The sequence below is a fragment of the Paraburkholderia sp. GAS42 genome (assembly GCF_050436565.1).
GTDB lineage: Bacteria > Pseudomonadota > Gammaproteobacteria > Burkholderiales > Burkholderiaceae > Paraburkholderia.
In genome coordinates, this window is sequence record NZ_JBNDML010000005.1 from 189,828 (window position 1) to 206,335 (window position 16,508).

The following is a 16,508-nucleotide window of genomic DNA, read 5'->3' on the forward strand; positions in this document are numbered from 1 at the left end:
GCGGTGTGCCGCGGCAGCGCCTATACTGAAATTTATGAAATTCTGGACCAGACTCGTCGCGTGCTTTCTGATTGCGTGGTTGCCAATGCTCGGCTACCCGGCGCATGCGGCGCTTTGTCCAGTCACTTCGTCGGTGGCCGCGCATCAGCAGGTGAAAGCTTCACACGTGTCGAACATGGTGACGTGCGAGCAGGGTACCAATCACCACACCATGAACGCCCAGCCTGCATGTCACGGCAGCATGGGCGGCCTCGTCTGCGGTGTGGCTGCCATACCCGTGACGTACGCCGTTATGGTTGTACCTTCCTCGCCTGTCTATGGGGCCGTCGCCCACACCTTCGCAGAACAGTTCATTCCCGAACTGCCGGCACCTCCGCCGCGCTCTCTGTAACTTCTTCTTTGACCAGGTTCGAACGGTTTCACACCGTGGCTCACGCACGTCTGCCACGAACGTGACGAACGTCGACCCGCGCGTTAGAAACCGCATTCTCAGCGACACGATTAAACCGGATCCGGAGAGTTACATGACCGCGAAATTTCTACGAGCAGCAGCGCTGTCGGCACTGCTATTGACCACAGGCACTGTCGCCATGGCGGCAGGTGGTACGGGCAACAACCCTGGCTCACCCGCGCAAACACGAGAACACGGCTCTTCCATGATGGGAATGGGAGGAATGGGCGGCGGCATGATGGGCAGCTGTCCAATGATGGGCGGCAATATGGGCATGGACCCGAAGACAGCGATGCGCATGCATGGGGAAATGATGAAGGCGATGGGCGACATCATGCTCAAGTATGCCGACCAGGCCGGAACGGCACCATCGAAGTAACGAGCTCGCTTCTCGAACACGAACATTCAGTCCAACTTCCATAAGGATTTCGACCGTGAAATGCAATACGAAGACGATGTTGACGATTGCGCTTACTTTCGCGCTGGTTCTCGCCGTCGGATACTGGGCACTACCCCAGTTCCGAGGGTCCCTCACAACATTCATCCTGGCCGCTTGCTCGCTGGCGTGCCCGTTGTCGATGCTATTCATGATGCGAGGCATGCGGTCTGGTGCCGACAGGCCGGACGCGCGGGTTGAATCGGTAAGGGAGCAGAACTCATGACCTGATTCGCGCGAGGCATAGCTAAACCGCACGGAGCAGTACGACCTCACTTCCCGTCGTGCTGCGCCGCGAATCAAACGGATAGCAGGCACGGCTTCGTCAACAATCAACCTGCGAGGAGAAAGACATGGAACTGAAATGCGTTGTTGCCATAGTCAGGCCTGATGCCGTGGAAGTTCTGGAGCGAAAGCTTGGAGCCATCCACATCCATGGCGTCACTGTTACGCGGGTACGAGGATTCGGCGCGCATCCGAATATTTTTGCCGACGACTGGACGACTGAGCACGTCAAAATCGAAATCTTCGCTCAGGCGGAAAACGTCGATGCGCTCGTGAAGACCATCATGGATATCGCACATGTCGGCGCAATTGGAGACGGAGTGGTCGCGGTCATTCCGGTGGAAAAATTCTTCCGCGTTCGCAATCAGGCCGAGGCGATACCTTGATTCGATGGCTAGCGTCCGACCTGCAGGAGGCCGGGCTTGTTTCCGTCCTTCTGGATGCGCGAAATTTGATGAGTAGCCAGCCGTGCTCGCGTTCCCGGCAGACTTTGCTTTTGAATGAGGCGTCAATTATGGCGGTGGGCATTGCGATGCGGCGATTATCTCCCGCAGACTTTGATGTTCACCGATATCCGTATTGGCGCCAACGCCCGACCGCGTCACAACGCACTCACCGCGCAACCAGCGCAACCGTCCCGAGACCCAGCAGCGTCATCGCCAGCGAACTGCCGACGTGAATCGCGATCTCGGCGGCGGCCCAGCCGGGACGGCCCAGCTGCAGATGGGCGACCACCTCGGCGGAGAAGGTCGAGAACGTCGACAGTCCGCCCATCAGGCCGGTGATCACGAACAGCCGCCATTCGGGCGCGATGCCCGGATAACGTGCGAACACCGCGACCGCGATGCCGATCACATATCCCGCGATGATGTTCGACGCGAGCGTGCCGAGCGGCAATACAGGCAGCACGGCGTTGAGCCGCAGACCCAGAAACCAGCGAAGAAGTGAACCAAGTGCGCCGCCGATTCCGACGGCAAGAATGGACAGATACATTGTTGTTAGAGGTCCTGGCAGGTCGATAAACCGGATCGTTTGCGGGCAGACATGGCGCTGCCCGCCGGTCTCCCGGGCGAGGGCAGGCATCATCAGCCACGAGGGCGGTTTAGGGACAACGGAGAATGCCATCTCCGGCCGGCAGTCTATCACCGGGGCGGCTGTCCGGCGAGCGGCGGTGGGCTTCGCGCGCGAAGGCGTCGCGTCGTGAACGGCTTAAACTAGAATAAAGCGAGACGCCTGCCGCCGTTAGGATCCACGCCTCGACGACGGGCGCGCCGTCGTATCCTCGCTCCTCGCCGGAGGCCACTCATGAAGGGCTACCAACTCACGTTCTACACGGAACAGAGCCGGCGGCACGGCCGGCAAACCGTGATCGACTGGCTACTCGCGAAGGCGAAACATACCGGCATTCAGGGCGCGACCGTGATCGCCGCCACCGAAGGCGTCAGTCATGCGGGCGTCCATCACGCCGCGCGTTTTTTCGAGCTGACCGATCAGCCGATGCAGGTCATTTTCGCGGTCACGGAAATCGAATCGGAGTTGATGCTCGACGCAATCCGACGCGAAAACGTACACGTGTTCTACACGCGCTGTCCAATAGAGTTCGGCCTGCTAGGCGGCGAGCAGCCGGCGCCGCGCAGGGCGAAGCTTTTTTCACTGTTCCATCGGGTACACCGTCCGGCGCATTGAACCGGGCCGGCCGGTGTTGAGCCGACATTCAGCCAGAAATCAGCCGACCGCTTCACGCTCGGGCGTCGACGTGATCCGGTGAATTGACAGGTCAGCGCCGTTGAATTCGTCTTCCTGGTCGAGCCGCAGGCCGACTGTCGCGCGGATCGCGCCGTAGACGGCCGTACCACCCAGCGACGCCACGACAACGCCGCCCAGCGTACCGACGATCTGCGCGCCCAGCGATACCCCACCGAGTCCGCCGAACGCGTGCAGTCCGAAAATCCCTGCGGCAATGCCACCCCACGCGCCGCACAGGCCGTGCAGCGGCCAGACGCCGAGCACGTCGTCGATCTTCCAGCGGTTTTGCACGCACGTGAACATGTAGACAAACAGCGCGCCCGCGATGCCGCCCGTCACCAGCGCGCCGAGCGGGTGCATCACGTCGGACCCGGCGCAGACCGCGACCAGCCCGGCGAGCGGTCCGTTGTACGTGAAGCCAGGGTCGTTGCGGCCCGAGACCCACGCCGTCAAGGTGCCGCCGACCATCGCCATCAGCGAGTTGACCGCGACGAGGCCGCTGATTTTGTCGATGGTCTGTGCGCTCATCACGTTGAAACCGAACCAGCCTACCGCCAGCACCCACGCGCCGAGCGCGAGAAAGGGAATGTTCGACGGCGGATGGGCGGCGATGCGCCCGTCGCGGTGGTAGCGGCCGTGGCGCGCGCCGAGCAGCAGCACGGCGGGCAGCGCGACCCAGCCGCCGAACGCATGCACCACCACGGAGCCCGCGAAATCGTGGAACGGCGCGCCGAACGTCGAGGCGATCCAGTGCTGGATACCGAACCGGCCATTCCACGCAATACCCTCAAAAAACGGATAGACGAAGCCGACCAGCACGAACGTCGCGAACAGTTGCGGGTTGAATTTCGAGCGTTCGGCGATGCCACCTGAAACGATCGCCGGGATGGCGGCCGCGAAGGTCAGCAGGAAGAAGAAGCGCACGAGCGCGTAGCCGTTGTGGGCGGCGAGGACATCGGCGGAATCGTAGAACTGCACGCCGTACGCAATCGTGTAACCGATAAAGAAATAGGCGATCGTCGATACCGAAAAATCGACGAGGATTTTCACCAGCGCGTTGACCTGATTCTTTTTACGCACGGTTCCCAGTTCGAGAAATGCGAAGCCCGCATGCATCGCCAGCACCATGGCGGCGCCGATCAACAGAAACAGCGTATCGGTGCCGGTCTTCAAGCTTTCCATCCGTAAGTCTCGCTTTGCGCAAAAACCGGGCACGGAACGCAAGAAGTGGGCCAAATAGGGGCCCGTTGCGGTTTATCGCGGTGCATGCTGGCACCAGTATGGTTTTTGGCCAGCATTCTTCGTTTCGAAGACGACCTTGAAACGAAACTAAAATGCACCATGAAGGTGTTTTAGGCTTATAAGTGGGCGCGGTGTGTCTCGTATCGGGGCAATATCTTCGATTTCGTTTACGCGCTGATTCGATTTGCTGACGACAGCATTTCAGCGACGCTTCACCTTTCGCGCTTACGTGAAGCCGACGACCGCCTGTCTCCAAACGAGACGAAACGGCGCCTTTGTCATCCCGTGCAAACGCCGACATAATGGCCGTCCCGGAGCGGCGTCCGCCGCATCTGGACCTTCCTTTCGCGCGCATGAGACTGACCACCAAAGGCTTGTTGCTGATCGCGATTCCCGCGCTGTTCGAACTGGCGCTGCTGGCAGGCGTCGTCGAGGCCCAGGCCGACGCGGCCAATGCGGAGCGCTGGGCGATTCACAGCCAGGACGTGCTGCGTCACACCACCGCGATCCTCGATCCCGTGCAGTTCGAATCCGTGCGTCTACGCGGCTCGGCCGTCTCCGGCGACGCCGGCGCGGCCACACCGATCGCGATGTGGATGGACATCGACCGACGGATCGACCAGCTCGTCGAACTGGTCGCGGATAACCCGTCGCAGGTCGAGCGCGCCGTGCAGATTCGCCAGGCGATCCAGTCTTACCGGCAATGGTCCGACCGGATTCAGGATCTGCTGCGCTCCGGGCGACGCGCCGAAGTGCTCGACCGTTTTCGCGACCCGACGGCGGAAGCCGTGCTCGATCGCGTCCGCACGCGGATCACTGCGTTCCAGCAGGAAGAGCGGCGTCTCGATATCGCACGCACAGCGGCCGCTGAGACGGCGCGCGAGCGTCAGCAAATGCTGGTCGTCGCGGCGGTGCTCGGTTCGATTCTGTTCGCCGGGATTGCGTTTGGGCTTTTGGCGCGCGGCCTGCGCGGGCGGCTTGCCGCGCTGTCCAGCAATGCGCAACGTCTTGCGCGGAACGAGCCGCTCGCGCCGCTTGCCCCAGGCACGGACGAGATTGCGCGGCTCGACGTGACGCTGCACGAAACCAGCCGGCGCCTGCTCGAAGCCGATCGCCTGCAGGCGCGTTTCCAGTCCGATCTCGCCCGGCGCGCAGGTGAACTCGCACGCATCAACGAGACGCTGCGGCAGCAGACGCAGGAAAACGAGATGTTTATCCACAGCGTGTCGCACGATCTGCGCTCGCCGCTCGTCAATCTGCAGGGCTTTTCGAAGGAGCTGATGCACGCGTGCGACGACCTGCGCGCGGCGGTGCGCGCGTCGTCGCTGACCGCGACGCAGCGCGGGCACATCGAACGGCTCATCGACGAAGACATCAGCGAGGCGCTTCGCTACCTGCAGACGGCCGTGCTGCGCGCATCGCACATCATCGACGCGTTGCTGCGCCTGTCGCGCGTCGGACGCGTGGAGTACCGGCAACAGCATGTCGACGTCGTCGATATCGTGCAACGCGTGATCGACGCGATGCAGGTGTCGATCCGGGCGCGCGGCGCGCAGGTCATCGTGCGCGAACTGCCGACGGTATGGGGCGACGCGACGGCGCTCGAACAGGTGTTCGGCAATCTGATCGGCAACGCGGTGAATTATCTGAATCCGTCGCGCGAAGGGCGTATTGAGATCGGCACGACGCCGGCGCCCCCCGGCGTGCATTCACTACGGATTTTCTACGTGAGGGACAACGGACTCGGCATTCCGGAAGTCGCGCTGCCGCGGCTCTTCAACGCGTTCCAGCGGCTGCATGGCAACGTGGCGCCGGGCGAAGGGGTCGGACTCGCGCTCGTGCGACGGGTGGTGGAGCGGCACGGCGGCCGCGTCTGGGCGGAGTCGGTGGAAGGCGCCGGAACGACGTTTTATCTGTCGTTGCCGGAGGCCGCAAGGGAGACGCGCGACGTGCCTGACGTCGCCGTCAGTGAAGCGAAAACCTAGGACGCGGCTTCACGCGCGACCCTGGGACGTGGCCCGAGGGTGTGGCGCTAGGACGCGGCGAAGAGCCGGCGCGGTTTCAGTAACCTGCTGCCGCGCACCGACCAGTAGCAGGCGACGGCGATCAGCATCAGGGCACCCGCCATGACCGTATGCGGCGCGAGACGCAGCCCGGCAATGTCTTCGAGCGAGAAAACGCCGCGCTGGAGCAGCAGCAGCGCGGACCACAGCGCGAGGGCGGCCTGCACGAGCAGCCGCGTTCCGGTCAGGCGTCGCACACGGTTTTCAAGCGACCAGTTGGCGGGCGCGCGCGTGCAGAAAAATGCGATCGTCATCAACGCGACCGCAAGGATGATCATCCAGACTGTCAGTTCCATCGAAAGGCTCTCAAAAGTCGACCGGCGACTATAGGCAAGCGCGTTCTTCGGAAAAATCAGACGGGTCTCAAATGGCAGGGCAGGGAAGATGACGGCGGCCGGGCTGCGGTCCGGCCGCAGCCCGACTGAGGCGTTCTACAGTTCGATACGCGTGCCGAGCAGCACGAGGAACTGGCGGATCCATTCCGGATGCGCCGGCCAGGCCGGCGCGGTGACGAAGGGCGCATCGGTCACGGCGGCGTCGATCGGGATATCCGCGTAATCAGCGCCGGCCATTCTCACTTCGGCGGCGCAGGCCGGGTAAGCCGAGATCCGCTTGCCGCGGATCACATCGGCGGCGGCGAGCAACTGGGCCGCGTGACAGACTGCCGCGATCGGCTTTTTCGCTTCGGCGAACTGGCGCACGATGTCGATCACTTTCGGATTCATCCGCAGATATTCCGGCGCACGGCCTCCGGCGATCGCGAGCGCGTCGTACTGGGTCGGATCGACGTCGTCGAAGGTGGCGTTGAGTGCGAACTGGTGGCCTGGCTTCTCGGTGTACGTCTGATCACCTTCGAAATCGTGAATCGCGGTCTTGATGCGGTCGCCGGCTTTCTTGCCGGGGCACACCGCATCAACGACATGGCCAATTGCCTGCAGCGCCTGGAACGGCACCATCGTTTCGTAATCCTCGGCGAAATCACCGGTCAGAAAAAGGATCTTCTTCGCTGCCATCGCATGCCTCCAGTTGTGGGTGGAACACATCGAACGTTCACGCAGTCTACTCCATCGTCCTTGACAGAACCACGACGGACGGGCGCAATGAACAGCGGGAAAAGCCCGCGAAAAGCGGGGCGAAAAGCGCGTGTTACAGGCCGTTCGCGCTACGGCGTATCATTACGGCGTTTCCGCATACCGAAGCCGCGCCACGCGGCTCACTCCTGTGATGATCTCTATTTACACCCACCCTGTGATTCGCCGCACGGCCTTTGCACTGGCGCTGCTCGGCGCGCTTGCCGCGTGTCAGAAAAACGATGCGTCGGCGGGGCAGGTCGGCGGCAAGCTCGACGACGCAGCGCAGGCCGCGGGCCAGAAACTCGACCAGGCCGCGAGCTATGTCGGCCAGCAGGTCGACGCCACGCGCGCGACCGCCGAGCAGAATCTCAATTCCGCCGCGTCGGCACCGACAATCAGGATCGATCCTGCCGGTCTCGCTTCGTCGGCGCAGGCCAACCTGCAGGGCGCCGCCAGCGCTACGGGCGCGGCGATCGATCACGCGGCTTCGATGACGGGGGAAGGCCTGCAGACGGCGGGACGCAAGCTTCAGCAATGGTCGAATCAGAGCGCGGGCACTTCGTCGTCGGCTTCGACGTCGACGTCCACCTCGACGGATTCGACCGACGCCCAGAAGCAGATGGACAAGTGAGTGTGATTTGACGCAGCCGTTAAATGTAATTACCATGGTTACACATCGTCGTCGGATACAGTTGCTGTGAATACGAGTAGCCGGTTTGCCTTTGCTGTGCACGTGCTGGCGCTGCTGTCGCTACAGGAAGGCGTGCCGCTGTCGTCGGACATCATCGCGGGTAGCGTGAACACGAATCCGGTGCTGATTCGCCGGTTGCTGTCGATGCTGTCCGAGGCCGGGCTCACCACGTCGCAACTCGGCGCGGGCGGCGGCGCGCTGCTGGCGCGCGCGCCGGAAGACATCACGCTGCTGGAGATTTATCGAGCCGTCGATGACGCGCAGCTGTTCGCGCTGCATCGCGAGGAGCCGAACCCGGCGTGCATGGTCGGGCGCAATATCCAGGTTGTGCTGCGCGACATCATCGACGACGCGCAGCAGGCGATGGAAGCCTCACTCGCGTCGCGCACGCTCGCGGACGCGACGGCGGACGTCGAGCGGGCAGAGCGGCAACGCGAACGCAAAAAGCGTGTGCGCGGCTGAGGCGCCGGGTCGCTGGGGCCGATAGCGCGAGGCGATGTTCGAAGCGAAGTTCGAAGCGATATTCAAACCGAAGTTCGAAGACACACGATTCAGACGGGGGGCGAAGCCCCTCTTTTTTCCGCGTTATATGTAATCGACATGGTTACATATAAGCATTTCAAAGGAGTATCACGATGAGCAAGGCACTGAAAATCGCACTCTTTGGCGCGACGGGCATGGTCGGTTCGCGGATCGCGGCGGAAGCGGCGCGTCGCGGGCACGCGGTGACGGCGCTGTCGCGCAATCCGGAGCGCGTCCCGACGGGTGTGGCGAACCTGAAGGCAGCGTCTGCCGATGTGCTTGACGCGGCGAGTGTTGCGGATGCGCTCCGCGGCGTCGATGTCGTCGCGAGCGCCTATGCACCGCCGCAGTCGGATCTGGGCGCGATCGTGACGGCGTCGAAGGCGCTGGTCGAGGGCGTGCGCAAGGCGGGGTTGAAGCGCCTCGTGGTCGTGGGCGGCGCCGGTTCGCTCGAAGTCGCGCCCGGCAAGCAACTGGTGGACACGGACGGCTTCCCGGACGCGTACAAGGCGATCGCCCTCGCGCACCGCGACGCCCTCGCGTACTTCCGCACCGTCAGCGACCTGGACTGGACGTTCTTCGCGCCGGCCGCGCTGATCGCACCGGGCGAGCGGAAGGGCACGTTCCGCACGGCCGCGAACGTACTGGTCGTCGATCAGGATGGCAACAGCCAGATTTCCGCCGAAGACTACGCGATCGCATTCGTCGACGAACTCGAACAGGGCCGCTTCGTCCGGCAGATCGCGACGGTGGCTTACTGACAGGCCGCTTGTCTGACTGGGCTGACGGTGGGCTGACAGTGGGCTGACAGGCGTGATCTGGCGGGTTTGAGGCGAACGCCAGATCGCGCCGACATGTGCAAGTGTCCTAACATCCGGTTACGCATGTAAATGGGGTTGCGCCGCAACTACGGCTACACTGACGTGTCCCGTTTTGTCACTGAATCTCATGAAGTCATGCCCGTCGCGGCGTGAACCCGGGGCCGCGCCGTCAGGCGACGCGCGACCGGCCGCTCACGCCGCACTTCCGCTATTTCCGGCATTTCCGGCACGTCCTTCCTCCCGCCGCCATTCCGACTCCGGGCGCACCGCATTGTGGCGTGCCGCGTGGTCCGCGTACATGTGGCTGGCCGTGATGCTGTGCGCCGTAGTGCTGACGGCCGCGCCCGGCACGGCGCGGGCGGCCGGTACGCCGGTGATCCCCGCGTTGCAGAGCCTGATCAACAGTGCGACGGCGTCGTCGGCGTCCGCGGGTTCGGCGCCCGCAGCGGCGTCTGCGCCCTCAGCGGCGAGCCAGGCCGAACTGTCGCATTCGCTCGACAATGTCATCTCGACGCTCGATAACGACCGCCAGCGCGCCGCACTCGTTACCCAGCTCAAAAAGCTGCGCGACGTATCGCAGACCGTCGGCCCCGCCGCGCCCGCGCAGCCGGGCCCGGGTCTGCTCGGCGCGATCGCGTCGGGCATCGCATCGGTCGAAACCGACGTGAACAATGGCCGCACGCCGCTGCGTTACTGGGCGGGGCGCTTCAATGCGGCCGGCAACGAGTTTTATACGATCGTCGCCAGTCAGGGGCGCGAGTCGTTCGGCCGTGTGCTGCTCGATATGGTTGCGATGCTGGCGGGCTGGGGCGCATGCGCGGGAGGCCTGATTTTCGTGCAGAAGCGGTTGTATGCGCGCTTTGGCATCGTCTACGAACTGAAGCCGAATCCCACTACGCGCCAGTTGCTGGTTTTCGCGCTACGGCGCGTCGGGCCCTGGATCGTTGCTTTCGTTGCCGCGCTGCTGTTTGCGCGCGCGATGCCGAATGCACTGGGGCGCACGCTCGGCATGGTGATCGCGTATGCGATCGTCGCCGGTGCGGTGTTTTCGTCGATCTGTCTGATCATGTTTTCGCTGTTCGGCTCCGGGCACCGGCGTGTCGCAGTGCGGCTGCTGCTGGAGCGTGGGCGCCGGTTGCTGTTCGTGATCGGCATCTGCAGCGCGCTTGGCGACGCGGCCGTGAATTACGACGTCGCGCATGAGCTCGGCTCGAATCTCGCGGCGCTGGTCTCGACCGCCGCGAACATGACGGCCGCGGTGCTCACGGGCTATTTCGCGCTCGCATTCCGCCGTCCGGTCGCGCATTTGATCCGTAACCGCTCGTATGAGCAGCGGCACAGCCATAAAGCCGCCACCGATGCGTTCGACGTGCTCGCATCGCTCTGGCATCTACCGATGCTGATGCTCGCCGCCGTTTCGGTGGTCGCGACGATCGCGGGCATCGGCACCAGCGAGAACGTGCTGCAGATTTCGGTGTTGACGGCGCTCCTGCTGGTGCTGGCATTCTTCCTGAGCGCGATTGTGATGCGCATCACACGTCCCGGCGACGCGCGGCGCCGGCGTCGCTCACCCTATGTGACGCGGCTGCTGCGCTTCGTCGGCACGCTGATGGTGCTCTTCATCTGGCTCGCGTTCCTCGAATTCGCCGCGCGATTGTGGGACGTTTCGCTCGCGCAAATCGTCGAGGAAAGCGTCACTGCACGGGGCGTCGCGCACGCGGCGACGGCGATCATCACGACGGTGTTTGTCGCGTGGCTGATCTGGATTCTGGTCGATACGGCGATTCTCGATGCGCTCAACCCGAGCAGCCCGCGCACGAAGGGGCGCAACCCGAGCACGCGTGCGCGCACGATGTTGCCGCTCGTACGCAACGCGCTGCTGGTCTCGATCCTGACGATCGCCGGGATCGTGACGGCCGCGAATCTCGGCATCAACGTGACGCCGCTGCTGGCCGGCGCGGGCGTGATCGGGCTTGCGATCGGTTTTGGCGCACAGTCGCTCGTGACCGATCTGATCACGGGCCTTTTCATCATCCTCGAAGACACGGTTTCAGTGGGCGACTGGATCGACGTCGACGGTGGTCACGCGGGCACGGTGGAGCATCTGACGATCCGCACCGTCCGTCTGCGCGACGGGCAGGGCGCGATTCACGCCATTCCGTTCTCGCAGATCAAGATCGTGAAGAATCTGTCGCGCGATTTCGCCTATGCGGTGTTCGAGGTGCGCGTGCCGTTCTCGGCGGATGTCGATCAGGTGACGCGCCTGATCCGCGAAGTCGGCGCCGATCTGATGGCTGATTTCCGTTATCGGCGTGAAATGCTGGGATCGGTCGAAGTGTGGGGGCTCGACCGGTTCGATCCGAACTGGATGGTCGTCAAAGGACAGATCAAGACGCGGCCGCTGCAGCAATGGAGTGTTGCGCGGGCGTTCAACCTGCGGCTCAAACGCAAGATGGACGACGCGGGCATCGAGATTCCGGTTCCGCAAATGCGCGTGTACACGTCGACGAAGGACGAAGCCGGGGTGGACGTCGCGCAGGAAGAGCTGCATGCGCCGATGCATGCCGCGGGTTCTGGCTCTGGTTCTGGCCGGCCGTCCGGTTCGGGTTCAGGGCCCGGCGGTCCGGCGGGACCGGTTGGCGCGCCGGCGCGCGATGTTTCGCATGCGCCGCGTCCGGCGCCGCCTTCCACGGGTGAAACGGCGCCCGTCGCGCCGCAGATTCCGACTGCCGGCGAGGCCGGCAAAAGCTAGTTTCAGGCGAAGGTGCGATCAACTGCGCCCGCGGTCTCCGCAGCGACGCGCAACAGATCGTTCACATGCGTGGCGATCTGTTCGCCCGGCACGCCGTACAGGTGGAGCGAAACGGCGCGTGCGTTGCTGGCATTCCCAAGCTGATGAATGCCCGAGCGACCGGCGCGTGTGAACGAGACGGCGCCGCTCGCGCGCGGGTGCGTCCGCACCTGGGAAGCGCACTGCGTGGCTTCGCTCCATTCGAAAACCTTCTCGGTCAGCGTGCCTTCGATAACGGCATAGCCGCACCACGTGTGATGCGCATGCACGGGGCTCATCTGACCGGGCATCCACACGAGCGCGGCGACGGCGTAGCGGCCGAGCGGATCGGCGGCGAGCAGATGACGGCAGTACGAATCGGCCGAGCCTTCGCGCTGTGCGGCCGTCAACGGTGTGGCATCGGCGATGGCGCTGGCCAGCGCGGCGCGCACGGCGCGAGCGAAGGCTGCGCGATGCGATGGCTCGGCGTTGTCACCGGACTGGACTGATTCTTCGAAGGCATCGTCAAGCGAACGACACAGCTGATCGATGGCTGATCGAGGCCGGGTAGCCTGCGTCGCGTGCGAACGGAAATATCCGGCGTCCGCGGCGGGTGCCGCGACGGTGGCGAGGGCGGCACGGTCGAGGAGAATCAGGTCGGCGTGGTGGCTCATGGCGGAGTGGAAAGTCGTTGTTGTGTGGTGATCGGACAATGACATTTATACCGGTTTGCACGGAGAAAGAGTTTCCATATAATTTCATCCAATAGCTTAAAAATAGAATAATTTTCTACCTGGGTGCTCTCATGGGAATGGACCTCATCGACCGGAAGCTGCTGGAATTGCTTCAGGCCGACGCAACAATGCCGATCGCCGAACTTGCGCAGCAGGTGAACCTGTCGCAGACGCCATGCTGGAAACGCGTGCAACGACTCAAGGAAGCCGGCGTGATCCGGGCGCAGGTGGCGCTATGCGATCCGCGCAAGCTGGGCGTCGGCACGACGGTATTTGTAGCCGTGCGCACAAACCAGCACACGGAAGAATGGGCGCAGACCTTTACGCGGGCCGTGCAGGACATTCCGGAGGTGGTCGAGGTTTACCGGATGAGCGGGGAGACGGACTATCTGCTGCGCGTCGTCGTGTCCGATATCGACGACTACGATCGCGTCTACAAGCTGCTGATTCGCGCCGTGCCGCTATACGACGTCAGCTCCAGTTTTGCGATGGAGCAGATCAAATATTCGACGGCGCTGCCGGTGCGCGCTGCGGCGATCACGTAAGTTGCCTCGCGCGAGATGACGCGGTGCGCCTGGCAGGTTTCACGGGGCGCTGCCGATGCGGCGGCACGTGTAGTGGGTGCCTTCACGCGCAATGTCAGGTGCATTGCAAGCAGAGTGCAAGCACTGCGGGCGTAGAATGCCGCTTCCTTCGACACAACCCGCAATCTGATACCCATGAACGAACCGCGCAAGAAGAATCCGACCTTTGGCATTGCCGTCTTTATCGTGGTCGTCGTGCTGATGGTGATCGGGACGGTCGCCTACAACGCGACCAAAGAAAAGCGTGAGTTCGATCAGCAAAGCACATCCATGCCCAAGGCAGCTTCGCTGACAACGACGACGGGCCCGAACGCTGCAACGGGCGCGTCGCAGTAAAGCAGTGTCAGGTTTCGGGATGTCGCGCCGCACGTTGATGCCGGCGCACGCAGCTTGCAGCTGAGCCGGCCGGAACGGCGCCTCAACTGCGCATCACTTGCGCCGGGTCTTGCATCTAGTCTTCCGGCAATCGGATCACGCTGGCGTCCTTGCGGATCTGGTACGACGCGGCGACCATCTGCTTGCATTGATGCGCGAGCTGTTTCAGGTCGTGAACCGCATCCGCCGAATAGTCCGGCGACTGTCCCGCTGCCACCACTGTTGCATCGAGTTCGCGCGTGAGCTGCTTCACGATGTCGGTCTGATCGGACGGCGGCGGGTTACCCGTTTCGGCTTCTGTCAGGCTTTCCCGCACGACGGTGAGTGCACGTTGCAGCGACTGCAGCGACACGCCGTCCTTTTGCTGCGCGGCCGTGCGCAGCAGCGGCGCCGCGGCCGTGATATGCGACGCAAGCACGTGACTGCGAACCAGCAGATCGTTGAGTTCGGGCACGAACTTCTGCGCCGACTTCGGTTCGAGCATCATCCGCTGGAATGCCTGGCCGAGATTCGCAAACGCGACGTGCACGTTCTTGCGCGCCAGACGATAGCGGAAGTCACGATCGAGCGCGCTGGCGGCAGCCGCTGCAGCAGGCGTAGTGGATGCTTTCGCGGACACACCAGGTACGGCGGCCGCGCTGCCGGCAGTGGGGTTGAGCGCAGCATTGCCGATGACGGACGGCGCAAGCACCGCCGTGTCGCCACCTGCCGGCGCAAGCACAACCGCCTCACCGCCTGCCGACGCTTCAGCCATCGCCGCGACGGGTGCCCGTGCGCCGGCTTCAGTCACCGCGGCTGCGGAAATGCCGGCGGCGGCCGCGCCGGGCCTGCCGCTCCACCACCAGCTGGCTTCCAGATACTGCCGCGTCGCCGAGATCATGTCGTTGACGAGCTTGCCCATCAGCCGGTATTCCCAGTACGGGAACAGATGACTCGCGGCGATCGCGATCGCACACCCCACGACGGTATCGATCGCCCGCTCGCCGATGATGTGCAGGCTGCCCGGCGCCAGCAGATGGAACATCAGCAAGACGTACGACGAGGTGAACACGACACTTGCCGTGTAGTTGAATAGCAGCAGGCTGTAGCTCATCACCATCGACGCGAACATCACGATCAGCAGGACGTGCGGTTCCTTGACGAAGATCATCAGCCCGATACTGGCGCCGCAGCCGATCATCGTACCGACGATCCGCTGTCCGTTACGCTGCTTGGTGAGCGAATAACCGGGCTTCAGGATGATGACGGTGGTCATCACGATCCAGTACGCGTTCGTTAGCGGCAATAACCGGCCGAGCCAGAAGCCAACCGCCACGGCGATCGTCACGCGCAGCGCATGCCTGAAACTCGGCGACGCCATGGTCAGATTCGAGAAGATCTGCCGGAACGGCACGCGACGGCTCGAAATGAAACGCGACAGCGCCTGGTCGACGCGGACTTCTGTTTCTGTCACGTCGGCGTCGTCAGAGAGACTCCTGCGCATCTTGTCTATCAGACGCGTCGCGCTCCAGACGCGCCGGAAGGTGGCGGACACCGCCGCGTAGGCCTCCGGGTTCTTCGATGGCAGATCGTTCTTGCGCAGCAGTTCGATCTCGAATTCGATCGCCCGCAGTTCAGCCTTCATGCTGATGCGCAGCCGCGGCGGCCGGTTACGCAACGCGGCCAGCCCGATGTCCTCGAGATCCGCCGCGACCTTTCGCATCAGATCACGGTAAAAGATGAGCAGGTCCGAGCCGCCAAACGTATTGCGCACCAGTGGATAGTCCGTGTGCGCGCCAACGATCAGTTCATGCAGGTCGACGGTATTGATAAAGAGGTTGAACAGTGAGGCCCGGCGGCCATCCAGCTTGCCGCTCTTCAGTTTCGGCAGATTACGCAGCACGATGTCGCGCGCGGCATCCTGACGTTCGACCGCTGCAATCTGCTTCGCGACCAGATTGCGATAGCACTCATCGAGGTCGTGATCGAGATCATAGAAATCGGAGCGGGCCAGCAGGTAATCGGCGCACGCGAACACGCTCTCCGCCAGCGCCTGCTGTTCAATGCGATGCATCATCCAGTGGCTGACCAGTGTTGCCCAGTACGTGTACCAGAGCCCGCCCAGCAGAATCCACGAAGCATTGACGAGCGCCTGCAGCGGCGTGAAGTGCTCCTCGAGCGTCATGATCATCATGAACAGCGTCGCGAAGCTGATCTGCGGCCAGCGGTTGCCGTAGACAACGATTAACGACAGCACAAAGGTGAGCGGTACGACCGTGCACCAGAGCGCGACAGAATTGACCGTGGCGAGCCCGGTGGCAAGTGCGGACAGAAACCCGATCACGCTGCAGGCAAGCATCTCGTTGTGCTTGTACTTGAGCGGCCCCGGCATGTCGACGACACAGGCGCCGAGGGCGCCGGTCGCGATCGTAAACCCCAGATCGCGGTTGTGGAACACGACGAGACACAGGACGGCCGGTAACGACACGCCCACCGCGATGCGCAGTCCGCCATAGAAGTACTGGCTGTACAAAAATTTCTTGATTTCGACCGAATAGCGCATCGACTGCCTGGGTTTTCCTGAGTTGAGGGAAACGTAAAAACGATTGAGGGGCCAGACTCAAGCTGCGTCGAGTCTAACTGATTTTGCCTGTGCTCTGACCTCATCCGTCCGGCCAGGTTCTATGCGATCGATGCCTTTGTTATGCTGTTGCCTCAATGTCTGTCGTCGTCTTC

18 protein-coding genes and 1 riboswitch are annotated in these 16,508 nt (G+C 63.1%); of the genes, 12 read left to right on the forward strand and 6 right to left on the reverse strand.

The features are described 5' to 3' along the window. Window positions 1-34 precede the first annotated feature (34 nt). The 4 genes from P3T16_RS10290 (at window position 35) to P3T16_RS10305 (ending at window position 1,558) form a co-directional block, all read left to right on the forward strand. Complete coding sequence (locus P3T16_RS10290; RefSeq protein ID WP_429342179.1) at window positions 35-391, forward strand: hypothetical protein; 357 nt, start codon at window positions 35-37, stop codon at window positions 389-391. A 133-nt stretch (window positions 392-524) separates the two neighbouring features. Next, on the forward strand, window positions 525-830 hold the full coding sequence (locus P3T16_RS10295; protein WP_429342180.1) for a hypothetical protein: 306 nt from the start codon (window positions 525-527) through the stop codon (window positions 828-830). 76 nt (window positions 831-906) lie between these two features. Beyond that, window positions 907-1,113 (forward strand): DUF2933 domain-containing protein, encoded by a 207-nt coding sequence (locus P3T16_RS10300; protein WP_429342282.1) that lies wholly within the window; start codon window positions 907-909, stop codon window positions 1,111-1,113. Window positions 1,114-1,240: 127 nt separating this feature from the next. Further along, on the forward strand, window positions 1,241-1,558 hold the full coding sequence (locus tag P3T16_RS10305) for a P-II family nitrogen regulator (RefSeq protein WP_429342181.1): 318 nt from the start codon (window positions 1,241-1,243) through the stop codon (window positions 1,556-1,558). 226 nt (window positions 1,559-1,784) lie between these two features. On the opposite strand, the gene crcB is transcribed toward P3T16_RS10305, so the two are convergent. Then, complete coding sequence (gene crcB, locus P3T16_RS10310; protein ID WP_429342182.1) at window positions 1,785-2,165, reverse strand: fluoride efflux transporter CrcB; 381 nt, start codon at window positions 2,163-2,165, stop codon at window positions 1,785-1,787. Window positions 2,166-2,241: 76 nt separating this feature from the next. Further along, a riboswitch (Fluoride riboswitch) is annotated at window positions 2,242-2,310 on the reverse strand. 167 nt (window positions 2,311-2,477) lie between these two features. On the opposite strand from crcB, the gene P3T16_RS10315 reads away from it, so the two are divergent. Next, window positions 2,478-2,858, forward strand: coding sequence for a DUF190 domain-containing protein (locus tag P3T16_RS10315; protein ID WP_429342183.1), 381 nt, complete (start codon window positions 2,478-2,480; stop codon window positions 2,856-2,858). Window positions 2,859-2,897: 39 nt separating this feature from the next. Here P3T16_RS10315 and P3T16_RS10320 read toward each other — a convergent pair whose 3' ends face one another. Then, a complete protein-coding gene (locus P3T16_RS10320; protein WP_429342184.1) occupies window positions 2,898-4,100 on the reverse strand; it encodes an ammonium transporter in 1,203 nt (400 codons plus the stop codon). 413 nt (window positions 4,101-4,513) lie between these two features. Here P3T16_RS10320 and P3T16_RS10325 point away from each other — a divergent pair, with 413 nt between their 5' ends. Then, window positions 4,514-6,145, forward strand: coding sequence for a sensor histidine kinase (locus P3T16_RS10325; protein ID WP_429342185.1), 1,632 nt, complete (start codon window positions 4,514-4,516; stop codon window positions 6,143-6,145). 47 nt (window positions 6,146-6,192) lie between these two features. On the opposite strand, the gene P3T16_RS10330 is transcribed toward P3T16_RS10325, so the two are convergent. After that, the gene (locus tag P3T16_RS10330; protein WP_429342186.1) at window positions 6,193-6,519 is read right to left on the reverse strand and encodes a hypothetical protein; all 327 of its coding nucleotides are present in this window, start codon (window positions 6,517-6,519) and stop codon (window positions 6,193-6,195) included. A 135-nt stretch (window positions 6,520-6,654) separates the two neighbouring features. After that, entirely contained in the window at window positions 6,655-7,236 is a 582-nt protein-coding gene (locus tag P3T16_RS10335) for a DJ-1/PfpI family protein (protein ID WP_429342187.1), read from the reverse strand. Between the two features lie 211 nt (window positions 7,237-7,447). Here P3T16_RS10335 and P3T16_RS10340 point away from each other — a divergent pair, with 211 nt between their 5' ends. From P3T16_RS10340 to P3T16_RS10355, 4 genes are all read left to right on the forward strand, one after another. Then, window positions 7,448-7,927: a hypothetical protein gene (locus P3T16_RS10340; protein ID WP_429257222.1), complete on the forward strand. Its 480-nt coding sequence runs from the start codon at window positions 7,448-7,450 to the stop codon at window positions 7,925-7,927. Between the two features lie 66 nt (window positions 7,928-7,993). Further along, the gene (locus P3T16_RS10345) at window positions 7,994-8,449 is read left to right on the forward strand and encodes an Rrf2 family transcriptional regulator (RefSeq protein WP_429257030.1); all 456 of its coding nucleotides are present in this window, start codon (window positions 7,994-7,996) and stop codon (window positions 8,447-8,449) included. A gap of 173 nt (window positions 8,450-8,622) precedes the next feature. Beyond that, window positions 8,623-9,270, forward strand: coding sequence for an NAD(P)-dependent oxidoreductase (locus tag P3T16_RS10350; RefSeq protein ID WP_429342188.1), 648 nt, complete (start codon window positions 8,623-8,625; stop codon window positions 9,268-9,270). Between the two features lie 373 nt (window positions 9,271-9,643). Continuing rightward, entirely contained in the window at window positions 9,644-12,082 is a 2,439-nt protein-coding gene (locus tag P3T16_RS10355; RefSeq protein WP_429342283.1) for a mechanosensitive ion channel family protein, read from the forward strand. A 2-nt stretch (window positions 12,083-12,084) separates the two neighbouring features. Here the strand turns inward: P3T16_RS10355 and P3T16_RS10360 are convergent, their stop codons facing one another. Next, on the reverse strand, window positions 12,085-12,774 hold the full coding sequence (locus P3T16_RS10360) for a cysteine dioxygenase (RefSeq protein WP_429342189.1): 690 nt from the start codon (window positions 12,772-12,774) through the stop codon (window positions 12,085-12,087). Between the two features lie 131 nt (window positions 12,775-12,905). Here P3T16_RS10360 and P3T16_RS10365 point away from each other — a divergent pair, with 131 nt between their 5' ends. Further along, window positions 12,906-13,379: an Lrp/AsnC family transcriptional regulator gene (locus tag P3T16_RS10365; protein ID WP_429342190.1), complete on the forward strand. Its 474-nt coding sequence runs from the start codon at window positions 12,906-12,908 to the stop codon at window positions 13,377-13,379. Window positions 13,380-13,553: 174 nt separating this feature from the next. Beyond that, window positions 13,554-13,754, forward strand: a complete 201-nt coding sequence (locus tag P3T16_RS10370; protein ID WP_429257026.1) for a hypothetical protein — start codon at window positions 13,554-13,556, stop codon at window positions 13,752-13,754. 115 nt (window positions 13,755-13,869) lie between these two features. Here the strand turns inward: P3T16_RS10370 and P3T16_RS10375 are convergent, their stop codons facing one another. Then, window positions 13,870-16,335 (reverse strand): FUSC family protein, encoded by a 2,466-nt coding sequence (locus P3T16_RS10375; RefSeq protein ID WP_429342191.1) that lies wholly within the window; start codon window positions 16,333-16,335, stop codon window positions 13,870-13,872. Window positions 16,336-16,508 lie beyond the last annotated feature (173 nt).

What these genes read in the sequence shown, in the direction of transcription:
- P3T16_RS10365 (WP_429342190.1), top strand. Translation starts at nt 12,906, where the DNA reads ATGGGAATGGACCTCATCGACCGGAAGCTGCTGGAATTGCTTCAGGCC.
- P3T16_RS10330 (WP_429342186.1), bottom strand. Translation starts at nt 6,519, where the DNA reads ATGGAACTGACAGTCTGGATGATCATCCTTGCGGTCGCGTTGATGACG.
- P3T16_RS10370 (WP_429257026.1), top strand. Translation starts at nt 13,554, where the DNA reads ATGAACGAACCGCGCAAGAAGAATCCGACCTTTGGCATTGCCGTCTTT.
- P3T16_RS10350 (WP_429342188.1), top strand. Translation starts at nt 8,623, where the DNA reads ATGAGCAAGGCACTGAAAATCGCACTCTTTGGCGCGACGGGCATGGTC.
- P3T16_RS10320 (WP_429342184.1), bottom strand. Translation starts at nt 4,100, where the DNA reads ATGGAAAGCTTGAAGACCGGCACCGATACGCTGTTTCTGTTGATCGGC.
- P3T16_RS10295 (WP_429342180.1), top strand. Translation starts at nt 525, where the DNA reads ATGACCGCGAAATTTCTACGAGCAGCAGCGCTGTCGGCACTGCTATTG.
- crcB (WP_429342182.1), bottom strand. Translation starts at nt 2,165, where the DNA reads ATGTATCTGTCCATTCTTGCCGTCGGAATCGGCGGCGCACTTGGTTCA.
- P3T16_RS10335 (WP_429342187.1), bottom strand. Translation starts at nt 7,236, where the DNA reads ATGGCAGCGAAGAAGATCCTTTTTCTGACCGGTGATTTCGCCGAGGAT.
- P3T16_RS10375 (WP_429342191.1), bottom strand. Translation starts at nt 16,335, where the DNA reads ATGCGCTATTCGGTCGAAATCAAGAAATTTTTGTACAGCCAGTACTTC.
- P3T16_RS10340 (WP_429257222.1), top strand. Translation starts at nt 7,448, where the DNA reads ATGATCTCTATTTACACCCACCCTGTGATTCGCCGCACGGCCTTTGCA.
- P3T16_RS10360 (WP_429342189.1), bottom strand. Translation starts at nt 12,774, where the DNA reads ATGAGCCACCACGCCGACCTGATTCTCCTCGACCGTGCCGCCCTCGCC.
- P3T16_RS10355 (WP_429342283.1), top strand. Translation starts at nt 9,644, where the DNA reads ATGCTGTGCGCCGTAGTGCTGACGGCCGCGCCCGGCACGGCGCGGGCG.
- P3T16_RS10305 (WP_429342181.1), top strand. Translation starts at nt 1,241, where the DNA reads ATGGAACTGAAATGCGTTGTTGCCATAGTCAGGCCTGATGCCGTGGAA.
- P3T16_RS10315 (WP_429342183.1), top strand. Translation starts at nt 2,478, where the DNA reads ATGAAGGGCTACCAACTCACGTTCTACACGGAACAGAGCCGGCGGCAC.
- P3T16_RS10325 (WP_429342185.1), top strand. Translation starts at nt 4,514, where the DNA reads ATGAGACTGACCACCAAAGGCTTGTTGCTGATCGCGATTCCCGCGCTG.
- P3T16_RS10290 (WP_429342179.1), top strand. Translation starts at nt 35, where the DNA reads ATGAAATTCTGGACCAGACTCGTCGCGTGCTTTCTGATTGCGTGGTTG.
- P3T16_RS10300 (WP_429342282.1), top strand. Translation starts at nt 907, where the DNA reads ATGTTGACGATTGCGCTTACTTTCGCGCTGGTTCTCGCCGTCGGATAC.